Annotated in this window: 11 protein-coding genes and 1 riboswitch; of the genes, 2 read left to right on the top strand and 9 right to left on the bottom strand. The window is 57.3% G+C overall.

Annotated elements, in window-relative coordinates:
• Positions 1-4: 4 nt before the first annotated feature.
• The 6 genes from F1381_RS08640 to F1381_RS08615 all read right to left on the bottom strand — a co-directional run bounded on the left by F1381_RS08640 (position 5) and on the right by F1381_RS08615 (position 6,348).
• Positions 5-433, bottom strand: a complete 429-nt coding sequence (locus tag F1381_RS08640) for a peptidylprolyl isomerase (protein WP_151734424.1) — start codon at positions 431-433, stop codon at positions 5-7.
• Between the two features lie 129 nt (positions 434-562).
• The gene (gene lysA, locus F1381_RS08635) at positions 563-1,897 is read right to left on the bottom strand and encodes a diaminopimelate decarboxylase (protein ID WP_151734423.1); all 1,335 of its coding nucleotides are present in this window, start codon (positions 1,895-1,897) and stop codon (positions 563-565) included.
• A gap of 195 nt (positions 1,898-2,092) precedes the next feature.
• Positions 2,093-3,877 carry a spore germination protein gene (locus F1381_RS08630; RefSeq protein ID WP_151734639.1) on the bottom strand — a complete coding sequence of 595 codons (1,785 nt, stop codon included), beginning with the start codon at positions 3,875-3,877 and terminating at the stop codon, positions 2,093-2,095.
• Positions 3,878-4,569: 692 nt separating this feature from the next.
• Positions 4,570-4,995: a stage V sporulation protein AB gene (locus tag F1381_RS08625; protein WP_151734422.1), complete on the bottom strand. Its 426-nt coding sequence runs from the start codon at positions 4,993-4,995 to the stop codon at positions 4,570-4,572.
• Complete coding sequence (locus F1381_RS08620; RefSeq protein WP_151734421.1) at positions 4,992-5,636, bottom strand: stage V sporulation protein AA; 645 nt, start codon at positions 5,634-5,636, stop codon at positions 4,992-4,994. Before F1381_RS08620 ends, F1381_RS08625 begins: the two co-directional genes overlap by 4 nt.
• A gap of 232 nt (positions 5,637-5,868) precedes the next feature.
• The gene (locus tag F1381_RS08615) at positions 5,869-6,348 is read right to left on the bottom strand and encodes a CueP family metal-binding protein (RefSeq protein WP_425495261.1); all 480 of its coding nucleotides are present in this window, start codon (positions 6,346-6,348) and stop codon (positions 5,869-5,871) included.
• Between the two features lie 242 nt (positions 6,349-6,590).
• Here F1381_RS08615 and F1381_RS08610 point away from each other — a divergent pair, with 242 nt between their 5' ends.
• Entirely contained in the window at positions 6,591-6,977 is a 387-nt protein-coding gene (locus F1381_RS08610; RefSeq protein ID WP_151734419.1) for a hypothetical protein, read from the top strand.
• Between the two features lie 105 nt (positions 6,978-7,082).
• On the opposite strand, the gene F1381_RS08605 is transcribed toward F1381_RS08610, so the two are convergent.
• A complete protein-coding gene (locus F1381_RS08605) occupies positions 7,083-8,036 on the bottom strand; it encodes a DMT family transporter (protein ID WP_151734418.1) in 954 nt (317 codons plus the stop codon).
• Between the two features lie 138 nt (positions 8,037-8,174).
• A riboswitch (FMN riboswitch) is annotated at positions 8,175-8,329 on the bottom strand.
• A 205-nt stretch (positions 8,330-8,534) separates the two neighbouring features.
• On the opposite strand from F1381_RS08605, the gene F1381_RS08600 reads away from it, so the two are divergent.
• A complete protein-coding gene (locus F1381_RS08600; RefSeq protein ID WP_151734417.1) occupies positions 8,535-9,704 on the top strand; it encodes a PstS family phosphate ABC transporter substrate-binding protein in 1,170 nt (389 codons plus the stop codon).
• 367 nt (positions 9,705-10,071) lie between these two features.
• Here F1381_RS08600 and F1381_RS08595 read toward each other — a convergent pair whose 3' ends face one another.
• Positions 10,072-10,275 (bottom strand): hypothetical protein, encoded by a 204-nt coding sequence (locus F1381_RS08595; protein ID WP_151734416.1) that lies wholly within the window; start codon positions 10,273-10,275, stop codon positions 10,072-10,074.
• A 6-nt stretch (positions 10,276-10,281) separates the two neighbouring features.
• Positions 10,282-11,769 (bottom strand): carboxylesterase/lipase family protein, encoded by a 1,488-nt coding sequence (locus F1381_RS08590; protein WP_151734415.1) that lies wholly within the window; start codon positions 11,767-11,769, stop codon positions 10,282-10,284.
• Positions 11,770-11,779: the final 10 nt, after the last annotated feature.

The raw sequence follows: 11,779 nt of genomic DNA, 5'->3' as shown, positions 1-11,779 counted from the left end.
TAAATTAAGCTTCGAACACTTTAACTTCCTTCATCTTGTCGCGTCCCTGGAACGCATCGACATATTCCATACCCTTCGTAATCTTGCCGAATACGGTATGCACTCCGTCCAGATGCGGCTGCGGGGCGTACGTGATGTAGAACTGGCTGCCGCCGGTGTTCTTGCCGGCATGGGCCATGGCGAGAACGCCGCGTTCATGCTTGTTCGGGTTGATCTCGCAGTTGATCGTGTATCCTGGTCCGCCGGTTCCTGTTCCGTTAGGGCATCCGCCCTGGGCTACAAAGCCCGGAATAACGCGGTGGAATACGAGTCCGTTATAAAAGCCTTCGTTGGCCAGCTTCTCGAAGTTGGCTACGGTGTTCGGAGCGTCCTGGTCAAAAAATTCAATCTCGATGACTCCGCCGTTCTCCAGCTCAATGGTTCCTTTTTTCATTAGGCACATTCCTTCCCGATTCAATGATCATGTATTCTAACACACTTGTCTTAGTTTACTAGAAAATGGCGCACAAAGCAAAGCAGGGGGCTGCCCGCCCCCTGCTTTGCCTGTGCACTTGGCCAAATGTTACTTCGTCACCGGCTGCTTCGCGATCCGCTGCGGCACCACATCATTGGCGATGATGTCCTGATGGCTCTCGCGGCGCACTACCAGATCGCTGTGCCCGTTCTGCACGAACACGACGGCCGGACGGCGGATGCGGTTGTAGTTGCTGGCCATGGAGTAGTTGTAGGCACCCGTGCAGGCAACGGCGAGCAGATCGCCGCTCTCAACCTTCGGCAGCTCCACATCCCAGATCAGCATATCGCCGCTCTCGCAGCATTTGCCGGCGATGGAAACCGCCTCTTCGTTCGCTTCCTTCGCACGGTTGGCCAGCATGGCCTCATACTTGGATTCGTACAGCGCCGGACGCGGGTTATCGGTCATGCCTCCGTCAACGGCGACATATTTGCGCACGCCCGGAATCTCCTTGCTGGTGCCGACCGTATACAGCGTTGTGCCGGCGTCGCCGACAATGCTGCGGCCCGGTTCCACCCAGATCTCCGGCAGCTTGTCGCTGATGCCGGCAAAATGCGTCTTCACCGCGTCGGTAATCGCCGCCACATATTCCGATACCGCCAGCGGCGTATCGCCGTCCACATAGCGGATACCGAAGCCGCCGCCCAGGTTAACAACCGGGAAGTCAATGTTCAGCTCTTCCTTCACCTTGCGGGTGAATTCAGCGATCCGTTCCACCGCGAGCTGGAAGCCCTCGGTCTCGAAGATCTGCGAGCCGATGTGAGAATGAACACCGAGCAGCTGCAGGTTCGCCTGGTCGGAAGCCAGCCGCACCGCTTCAAACGCGGAGCCGTTGCCGATATCGAAGCCGAACTTCGAATCGGTCTGGCCTGTAGAAGCATAGGCATGATGGGCATGTGCTTCCACGCCCGGAGTCACCCGAAGCAGAATCTTGACGCTGGCGCCCTTCCCGGCGGCAATGGCCTGCAGCAGGCGCAGCTCTACCAGGTTATCGACGACAAAGCAGCCGATTCCTGCACTGATCGCCATCTCGATCTCGTCCGGCGTCTTGTTGTTGCCGTGAAAATGAATGCGCTCCGCCGGAAATCCGGCCTGCAGCGCGGTATACAGCTCACCGTCGGATACGACATCCAGCGAGAGCCCCTCTTCGTCGGCAATGCGGCACATGGCCATGACAGAGAATGCTTTGCTGGCGTAGGCCACCTGGAAGCCCAGGCCGGAAGCCGTGAAGGCATCCACGTATTCACGCGCCCGGCGACGGATCAGTTGCTCGTCCATTATATATAGCGGAGTGCCGTATTCCGCCTTCAGCTCAGTCACATCGCAGCCGCCGATCTCCAAATGCCCGGCTTCGTTAATCCGGCTCGTCCCGTGTAAAAACATTGCTCAGCCTCCAATTTCCGTGGAAGTTCTAATTCCACCCTGTCTAATATATGCTATGACCGCTCAAATCGTTCAGGCCAAGTGCGCATTCACCGCAGCTCCGGCCGCTTGAAATGAGGGCTATTTAGTGTATTCAGTATAGCAGACAGTGGGAACGCCATAGAATGGACTAATTTGCAGTTGATTTGTATTATTCTACGGCTGCTTTTTGTTCTTCCGGACAGGCGGCATCCGTGTATTATCCCTCGTTTTGTTGAAGGACGGCCGGGTTCGCTCGCTGAGCACCGGCTGGCGCAGCAGAATAGAGCCGAGCGCTTTTGCATTAAACGGTATAAAAGGCCACAAATACGGCGAATTGTAGGAGCGGTGTGTGGCCAGCAGTACGATCAGCAGCGTGGTACCGATCATGAAGCCCTGCACCTGGAAGGCGGCCACCGCGACCAGCAGAACCAGCCGGACAATCCGGTTGGCCAGCCCCAGCTCGTAGCTTGGCGTGGCGAACATGCCGATCGAAGCTACAGCCATATACAGTACGACTTCATTGACGAACAAACCGGTCTGCACGGCGATGTCGCCGATCAGGATGGCAGCGATCAGGCCCATGGCCGAGCCGAGCGGCGTCGGCGTATGCACGGCGGCCATCCGCAGCAGGTCAACCCCCAGTTCAACGATCAGGAACTGGGCCAGGATGGGGATTTTGGCCATTTTCTGCGGACCGATAAATTCCAGCATCGGCGGCTTCAGCTCCGGATGGATCACCATCAGCATCCAGAGTGGCAGCAGGAACATGGAGGCGAAAATCCCGATGAACCGTACCCACCGCAAATAAGTTCCCATAAACGGCGTCTGGCGGTTCTCCTCGGCGTGCTGGCAAAGATCGAAGAACGTGGTCGGCAGTACCATTACGCTGGGAGAGGTATCCACGAAAATCACCAGCCTTCCTTCAAGCAAATGGGAGGCGACGATATCGGGCCGTTCGGAATACCGGACCAGCGGATATGGGCTCCAGCCAGAACCGACGATGGCTTCCTCCAGCTGTTTGTCGGCCAGCGGAATGCCGTCAATGTTTACATTTTTGATTTTTTCGGTAACGGCCTTGACCTGGGCTTTGTCGACAATATCGTCGATGTAGGCCACACTTACGTCTGTCCGCGTCCGGCGCCCCACCTGGTGCATTTCAAACTTTAAGCCGGGGTCGCGGACACGCCGCCGTACCAGGGCTATGTTGCTGAGCAGCGTTTCCGTGAAGCCGTCGCGCGCCCCGCGCACCACCCGCTCGATCGAGGGCTCGTCCGGACCGCGGGCAGGATAGGCGCGGGTATCCATGATGATTACCTGAGACTGTCCTTCAATGAACAAGGCGCTCATGCCCGTCAGCACCTTGTTGATGCTTTCGCTGAGCAGATCGCCCTTTTCCACCTGAATGTGCGGAATATACTCCCGCATAAAGCTGGTGAACACATCGCTGTCGACGTTATCCGGTGTCAGATAGGTCAATCGTTTAAGAATTTCATCGAGAATCGTATCCTTGGCGAAGCCGCTGATGCACAGCAGCGCCGCCTTACGCCCGGCAAAGGACATCTCCCGGAACACAACGTCAAAGGAGGAGCCGAGGCCCATGACTTCGGTCAATGTCCGTTTGGTATCGGAGAGCCGGGGCGAGATTTGGTCCGAGCCCTGCCAGTATATGATCGACTCCTCCAGAGAGTTGGATATCTCTTTATCGCGCTTCTTCTGCAAGGGATCAGGCTTCTGTTCCTGCTTTGCCTCTCTGCCCTCTTGCTGCTTGGCATCTTTGCCTTTACCTTCCCCTGCGCCCTTGGCAACCCGCTGCCCGGATTTGTCTTGTCCACCGTCTGCCGCGCTGTATTCATTCTCCTGCCCATCCTCATCGTCTCCGTCATCGCCGAACAGCCGTGCGAAGAAGCCCTTCTTGGCCGGCTCAGGCTCTTCCGTCCCCAGTTCGCCGGCAGCCTCCATTTCCCGCTGCCCTGTAGCAACAGACGGCTCCTGCCTGCCGTTGTCTCCGGCACCGTCCGGCTGGTCCTGATTGCCCTCTCCTGTGGCTGCGTCCTCGCCCGGACCGCTGTCATCATCGAACAGGCGGGCCCAGAATCCTTTACCGTCCTTGCTCTGACTGCCGCTGTCCTGTTTCCCGCTGTCCAGCTCATCGTCATCTTGCCCGGTGCCGTTATCCTCGTTATTGCTGTTAGCTTCGTTATTGCCATTGTCATCGTCACTGCTGCCTGTATCTTCGGCTTCTGTCTGGCCTGCACGCTGGCTATCCGCAGTGTCTGCATGGGCGTTGCCCGCTTCCTCACCCTTTCTTTCACCCTTACCTCCGCCCGGAGCTTCCGCCTGTCCGTCCCTGCCTTCGTCTCCGGCAGCATTCCCGGCCGAGCCTTGCGGTTCTTCTCCTCTGGAGTCGGTTCCCTTCTGCTCCGGACTGTCAAGGCCCGGTTCTGCTGCAGCCTCCGTATCAAAGGAAGGGCTTCCCCCTGTATCCTCCTGCTCCCCAGCCTTTGCGGCAGACGCTGACATGTCCTGACGGCCCGCCGGACTTACCGCCGGCAGCAGGCTGTCCTGCACGACCGGATGCAGCTCGCGGCGGCTGTTGTCCTCTTCCATCTGGTCCCCGCTGTGTATATACCTCACCATATGTGAACCCCTTTCTACTGTTGGTAGACGAACCAGTCAAAAAACGAGCCTGCAACCTTGCCGCATACCATTGCCATCAGCAGAGCGAACAGATAGCGGGTCATACGCAGCCGTTTCGCCAGAATCGGCAGCACATTGAGCACTTCGGTCAAGGCAGCGGCAAGCATTCCGACGAAGATTCCGTTAAGCAGCCCAACAAAAAGCACAGCAAGGGGACCGGCGGCGATTTTCCAGCCCCAGAAATCACTGACCGTACCGATCAGCGAGCCCCCGACCATTGCACCTTCGTACCAATGCACTTTATCGTAGGACGAGGTCAGCTGGGCCAGGCGCGGAACCATATCCAGCACGATGAACAAGGCAATGACACCGCCGCCCACGGCGATGCCTCCGGCAAGCCCGAGCAGCAAATGAAGCCCGACCAGGATGGGGGCCGTCATGTTTGATCCTCCCTGCCGCCCGGGCTCAGTTTGCTGTATTCCTCATGGACCACATAATGGTCGATATTCTTCTGGTACAGAAACATTTCCACCTCCAGCGGCGTCGGTTCTTCATTCCATTTCTTCTTGAACAGATGGTTAAAAAAGATGACCATGCCGAACCCGATGCCGACGGAATAGGCTGCCTGAAACAAATAGGGATGCTCAACCCGGCGGCCGGTCAGCATCTCCACAATACGGACATGCACCTCCTGCATGCTGACATCCGCATGGAAATTCATAATCGTCAGCGCCGACCCGAAGAACAGCAGCAGCCATACCAGCACAAACAGCGCCACGGAGGGCTTCCGGCGCTCGGCCGGGCCGACAATCTGTACGATGGTCCGCCCTTCACCAATAGGCTGGATCTCCGCACCGGGAATTAGCCTGTGGATCTGCGGAATGACCATTAACAGATCGATCAGCAGCAGATTGCCGTCGCTTGTCTCCGGCTTCTGCAGCGTAATGGAATAGAGACGTTCCCTCCACTCGTCGGCGGCGATCAGGTAGGCCACATCGCGCAGCAGCACGGTCTTGCCTTTGGGCACCGCTACACGGTTCTTGAACTGGATATAGATAACGGGAGCCTTGAAATCCGCCATCTGCGGACACACCTCCTGCTGATAATGAATGCTCGTTGTCCAGGAATAAGGGTAGTATGGGAGGAAAGGCTTATTTTTACTCCCGTGTGCGCGATTTCCGAGATTTCTGCCAGTTCACGGTTAACAAGCACAACGCAAAATAGCCCCACAAAGTGGGGCTTGGCATGAATTCGATTCAGGTACTTTGGGGGTTCCCGGCAACTATCCAGCAGAGCGCAAACAGCCGCAAATTCTACATCAGCTGCATCGAGGCAATGCAGGTGTCATTCTCATCAAAGGTGGACAACTCGGACACCGCCCGTTTGCCGTCCTGCTCTATGGTGACGGTGAAGGTCTGGCCGCGGGGCAGCCACAGGTCGATGAATCCGTTCGCCTGGGAGGCCAGCTGTTCGTCTACCACAGCCTTTCCTTCGCCATCCTCGATGCGGACCTGAAATTCCTGGTTCTTCAGCTCTCCCTGGCAGCCGGTCAAGCTATGGGTCGCACAGGGATGCGTGCTCTCAATATAAGGCGCGATGGACACAAAGAACTCATCGTCCGGCAACGGGTAGGCCTTCTCTCCGGCCGAGCCTGCATTGACGATCAGTTCGCGCGAGGTGACCGAAGCCGATCCCGCCGCCAGGGTATGGGCGCTGTAATCCGCCACGAGCTGCTTGACATCGGCGGCTTCCGCCGGGCTGCTTGCGCTGTCTTTGTGCAGAAAGCCGCCCATATCTCCGGCTATCCAAATGACTCCCAGAAGCAGTACGGCCAAACCTGCGGCTAATGGTATTTTTCTCAAGTGACATGCTCTCCTTGTCTTTAAAATCCAAAAGTAAACCCAATCATAGCGGAAACAGGCCAGACATGCAGTAACCAATTTAACGTTCCGGATACGGGCCTGACCCATTCCTAGTTTGGACAGCTGCCGTTTTGCTGTACTATATATGTAAATCTTTATGCAGGGGGAAAGTTATGGAGTATGCAAAAAAAGAACTGTTGTTGAACCTCTGTGTCGTCTCCTTTGTCCTGAGCCTGCTTTATGGCTTAACTGCAGCCTGCATGGACCGGTTGGCGGGTTCTGACGCTTCCTATATCAGCGGTCCGGGCGGAGCCGCCGTGTTTATGCTGTTCTTTTTGCTCTCCTATCTTGTTCATATCATCATCAGCCTGTGGAGCTATGCCAGTGCCGCCATCGCCGGACGTCCGCTGTTTCGGAGGCTGGTCGTCTTCAATGTCCCGGGGCTGCTGTTGATCTGCGCTATCGCATTCTTTGCCGGCAGTGCCGTCATACTGGCTGCGGTCTTCACTTTGCTCATTTTTTCCATTATTATGGCAGTAAATACACGTAAGGCCCGGTGATTCCGGTGAAAGCCGGTCAAAAAAGAGGACGTCCCGTACTTCTTACCGCTTCCGGGCATCCTCTTATTCTAGATAATCACGCGGCGAGCTTTCGCTGCAGACTTCTTAGTCCGCGGCCGCCTGACGGCTCTGCTGGCTCGAAATGAGGAACAGGGTGAACCAGATCAGCGCAAAGCCGGTAAGCTGGGAAAACGTTACAACCGTATCAAAGAAAATCCAATTGATGACAATCCCGGTCATCGGGAAACTGAGCTCGGCCAATGTAGCAAACGACGCCTTGGTCGTGTTGAGCCCCTTGTAATAGAGCAGCATGCTGAACAGTCCCGGCAGCAGAGCCTGCAGCAGCAGGTTAATGACGATAGCCGCAGTCGCGCCGGTTCCTCCGTTCATCTGCCAAGGCGCACCTTCCGCAGCCGTTACCACGAACAAGAGAGGCAGAGCCAGCATGAACCGCAGTGAGGTTACCGTTTCGTATTTCATCGAGCCGAGCAGATAGCGTCCCATGACCGTTGACCCGCCCCAAAGAGCTGCGGCACCGAGGGCAAGCAGACTGCCGACGCTGATAAAGTTATTCACATGGCCGAAAGGAACGGTCCAGCCAAAGGTCAGCAAATACGTTCCGAACAGCGCAACTACAATCAATAGGCCAAAATTGCGCGGCAGCCGCTCCTTCAGCACCACTGCAGCGAGACCGATGGCGAACAGCGGCTGCAGCTTCTGCAGCAGCAGGACCGCATTAAGATCCCCGCTGGCCAGCGCCTTGGTGAACAGGATGGTCGCCACGGCCGATCCGCCCCAGGAGACGACAAGCAGCGCTCCGGCCTGGCGCAGCCGGATGCCCTTCAGCTCCGCACGGTGCCTCCAGAGGACCGGCGCGGCGGCCAGGAACAAGACGACATGCTCAAGCAATACAATCTGCGATGACGTGAGCGATTTCAGCAGAATAATCCGGAACACCGGATCGACGCCCCACAGCGCCGCTCCCAGCACGACCAGCCAGAAGCCGCTCCGCATCTGCGATGTACGAACTCCTGAAGATGAAGCTGTAATGTTACTCATAATACCTTCTCCTTGTTGATACAAAACCTCGACAAAGACCAAGAGCCCCCGCATCACACCTGATGGATCAGGATGAGAAGACGGGGGCAGGATCAAGCAAAGCCGCCAGGGATAAATTCTCCCTGTCGCCTCCGCTTGATTGATCCTCTCCCATCCGGACTTTACCGTCGGCTCTGGAATCTCACCAGATCAGTCGTTCTGCGGCTGCCATGGCCGCCTTAGAACGAGTCGCGGGCTAGTTCGCTTTGAACATCACCGCCGGTCAGGAATTTCACCTTACCCCGAGAATCTTGTATTCCGTTATTTTTTTCACAATCTCAGAATACTCCCGTTTGCCCGTTTCGTCTAGTAGTTTATGAAAATTTCACCGATTTTCATAAAAGAGTTCATCATGTTTTGTAATAAATTGGATAGTGCGATTCCATCCTCTGCGGTATAATTTACAGGATTGCCATCGTCTTACTGTTTCAATTTCATCCGATTTTCAGGAGGACACCCGTGAAACGATCCTTTGGAACCAATCTGCTGTACTCGATTCTGGCTGTGGCCGGAATTGCTTTTGCAGGGTTTATTGCCACTTTCATCACTGCACTGTTCGGGGGAATGATCTTTTATACTCCGCTGGTTATGGTAGTCGCCTCCGGGTTGGCCCTGTACGTGGTCATTGCTATTTTTCAGCTCTGGACGCTGCGGACGCGGAATATTCTGCTCGCCTCTTTTGCAGGCCTGTGTCTGCTTGCTGTGGCCGGCCACGAGCTCAGACAGGCTTATATCAACAGCTTTGCCGTCGTTGACGACAGGGAGGTCAACTTGATGGAATATCAACCTTTTGCCTACGGGACCAAGGCGGTAGCCCTGCAGCAAAAGTCCGCTTACCAGCTTACGGACGACCTCCCCCGGCTGGATGGAGCAACGGCACTGTATCCGGTGTATTCCGCTTTTGTGCAAGCGGTGTATCCGCCGGAGGAATACAAGCCGTATGATTACGGCGGAGGCACCGTCATTTGTTCCTCCACCCCCGATGCGTACTGGAATCTGATCAAGGGGGAAGCGGATATTATTTTTACCGCCGCACCTTCCATCTCCCAGCAAAAAGCGGCTAAGCATGCGGGCAAGGAGCTGACCCTGACGCCTATCGGCCGCGAAGCCTTCGTCTTCTTCGTGAATCGGCACAACCCGGTGGACGGGTTGACCAGCGCTCAGATCCGGGACATCTATTCCGGCAAGCTGACGGGCTGGAGCGCTGTCGGCGGCAGCGGCAAGATCCGTGCCTTCCAGCGGGATGAGGACAGCGGCAGCCAGAGCATGCTGCAGAAGATCATGGGCGATACTCCGCTCATGACCCCTCCTAAGGAGGATATTGCCAATATTATGAGCGGCATCATCAGCCGGACAGCCAATTACCGCAACTTCAAGAATGCGCTCGGCTTCAGCTTCCTGTACTATGCCTCCGAGATGAACGGCAACGGTGACATCAAGCTGCTTGCCATTGACGGAGTGACTCCGTCCAAGGAGAGCATACGCAGCGGGGAGTATCCGTTCAGCACGGAATTGTACGCCGTCACCGCCGGCAGCACCAATCCGCATGTCGCCGAATTTATCGACTGGATGCTGTCCCCCGAGGGACAGGAGCTGGTCGAGCGTTCGGGGTATACAGCGGTGAAGTGAAGCCTGTGCCTAGCGGGCGAAGGAGCATCGCGCGGTCTTATGCGGCTGCGCCGGGCACCGGGGGACGGCTGCGCGGGCGCCAGGACGGAGCGGGAAGCAATCAGCAGAAGACGATCGCTGTTCGAGTCATAGTTTTACCTTGCTCAACAAACTAATTTGATTATCGCCACTTAATTACCTCTTTATTACGGGTTTGCAGAAGTCTAATTCGATAATCGCCACTTAATTGTAGTGGAAGTAATGTCACCAGCGGATTTTGGTCAGAATAGATGGCGGAAATCCAACTAAATCCACAAAATGGGCTGTTACGCAGAAAATAAGTGGCGGAAATCCAACTACCACCTTCCTCTACCATTTACAGAAAGGCTTAATGCATCATCCCCGCCCGGCCCGCTTGTTCCTTGCAGCCTTTCGCCGGCTTCCGGCCCTCGACGCCAGCCACCGCCGCTGACACCGGCTCCATTGCAGCGCCCGCTCTCCCCGCTCCCTGCGCTGCAAACACATAAAAAAGCAGCAGCTCTGCATCGGCTCCATCCTGCCCGGAGACTTGTCTGCAAAACTGCTGCTGCATATCCAGTTAAGCTTGCTGCGGCTTGCTCAGCGCCGCCTGAACCTGCTCCCGCTTGCTGCTGTCCGGATCATTCTCCACGCGGGCTGCACCGCCGATAATCAGCGTAGCGCGTCCGTCAAGCGAGTACGGCGGCCACTCCGCTTCCGGTACCGCCGGATTCCCGGAGCGGGCAAATGCCGTCCATGTCTTCTGCATCAGTCCGGCCACCCGTTCCATCTCCGGCGTAACAGCTACGCCGTACTGATGGAGCAGGGCAATGGTATGGAAGACATAATAAATCTCTGCGCCGTGAACGGCGCGGCCCAATAGAGGGTGTCCCGGAATGGCCCAGTCGAACCGGTACATCCATACCGGCGCATGCGCCAGCTGCCGCTCCGCAAGCTGCAGCGAGTTGCCCCAGAACAGCAGGTCGGTGAGCAGGTCGGCCTGACCCTCCCAGGACTGCGGGTACCCGGCGGCAAGCCCGCTTAAATCACCACTGCCCAGCGCCAGCTCCAGCGATTTCAGCGCCTGCGCGAAATTGCCGGCCGCCTGCTCTTCACGGAAGAAGAGATGCCCCTCATGCAGATTTGTCCCGATCAGCAGCGGAATACCTTCCGCCGAGCCGGAAGCAATAGCCTGCTCCGGATGCACGGGCAATGTCGCCGGGTCCAGCACCGGCTGGAACAACATCGCGAGCGAATTGCCGGACAGCTTGTACGCCATCCTCGCCGCCGCGTTCATAATTTCCTCCGCCGGCAGCCGGCGCAGCGGCACAAGGTCCCCGCCCGGGACGAGGCCCAGCTCGCCGAGGAAGGCTCCGGCGATGGCAGACGCCGGTCCCGGCTGCAGGCACTGTGCGGCCCCGCTCTGCAGGATTGCCCGTGCGAACAGGCCTTTGGCCGCCGGCATTGCCAGCAGGGCCGCAATGCTCATGCTGCCCGCCGATTCGCCGAACACCGTGACCTGGGCCGGGTCACCGCCAAACGCGCCGATATTGTCCTGCACCCAGCGGAGCGCGGATATCTGATCGAGCAGCCCCAGGTTCGAGGCGAAATCGCCGCCCAGCGGAGCCAGATGCAGGAAACCCAGCGGGCCGAGCCGGTAATTGACCGTCACGACGACCACCCTGCCGCTGCGCGCAAGCGCGGAGCCCTCAAACATCGGCTGGCTGCCGGCTCCTGTCACAAAGGTGCCCCCGTGAATCCACACCATTACCGGAAGCTTCTCGCCCTCTTCGGCGGGCGACCACACATTGAGGTACAGGCAGTCCTCGGCATAGACCGGCGTTGTTCCGGCAAACCGCATCCCGTTCGTGCTGACAGGCTGAAGGCTTACCGGTCCGAATTCACCGGCATCGCGCACCCCGCTCCAGGACTCGGGAGGTACAGGCGGAGCGAAACGGCGCTCCTGAACCGGCGGTGCAGCATAGGGAATCCCGCGCCAGACGCAGACTCCTTCTTCCGGAATTCCCTGCAGCCGTCCGTAGGCCGTATCGGCAATGGAACCAATCATTTCGTAACTT

Origin of the sequence: Paenibacillus tengchongensis, from assembly GCF_008973665.1 — a bacterium.
Classification (GTDB): Bacteria; Bacillota; Bacilli; order Paenibacillales; family Paenibacillaceae; genus Paenibacillus_AQ; species Paenibacillus_AQ tengchongensis.
Note: the sequence above shows the minus strand (reverse complement) of the source record. Positions and strands in the feature narration are given on the sequence as shown.

Excerpts from the sequence above, each read along its gene's own strand:
- F1381_RS08590 (WP_151734415.1), bottom strand. The coding sequence starts at position 11,769 with ATGATTGGTTCCATTGCCGATACGGCCTACGGACGGCTGCAGGGAATT.
- F1381_RS08610 (WP_151734419.1), top strand. The coding sequence starts at position 6,591 with ATGGAGTATGCAAAAAAAGAACTGTTGTTGAACCTCTGTGTCGTCTCC.
- F1381_RS08605 (WP_151734418.1), bottom strand. The coding sequence starts at position 8,036 with ATGAGTAACATTACAGCTTCATCTTCAGGAGTTCGTACATCGCAGATG.
- F1381_RS08625 (WP_151734422.1), bottom strand. The coding sequence starts at position 4,995 with ATGACGGCCCCCATCCTGGTCGGGCTTCATTTGCTGCTCGGGCTTGCC.
- F1381_RS08615 (WP_425495261.1), bottom strand. The coding sequence starts at position 6,348 with ATGGGCGGCTTTCTGCACAAAGACAGCGCAAGCAGCCCGGCGGAAGCC.
- lysA (WP_151734423.1), bottom strand. The coding sequence starts at position 1,897 with ATGTTTTTACACGGGACGAGCCGGATTAACGAAGCCGGGCATTTGGAG.
- F1381_RS08595 (WP_151734416.1), bottom strand. The coding sequence starts at position 10,275 with ATGCAGCAGCAGTTTTGCAGACAAGTCTCCGGGCAGGATGGAGCCGAT.
- F1381_RS08640 (WP_151734424.1), bottom strand. The coding sequence starts at position 433 with ATGAAAAAAGGAACCATTGAGCTGGAGAACGGCGGAGTCATCGAGATT.
- F1381_RS08620 (WP_151734421.1), bottom strand. The coding sequence starts at position 5,636 with ATGGCGGATTTCAAGGCTCCCGTTATCTATATCCAGTTCAAGAACCGT.
- F1381_RS08630 (WP_151734639.1), bottom strand. The coding sequence starts at position 3,877 with ATGGAGGCTGCCGGCGAACTGGGGACGGAAGAGCCTGAGCCGGCCAAG.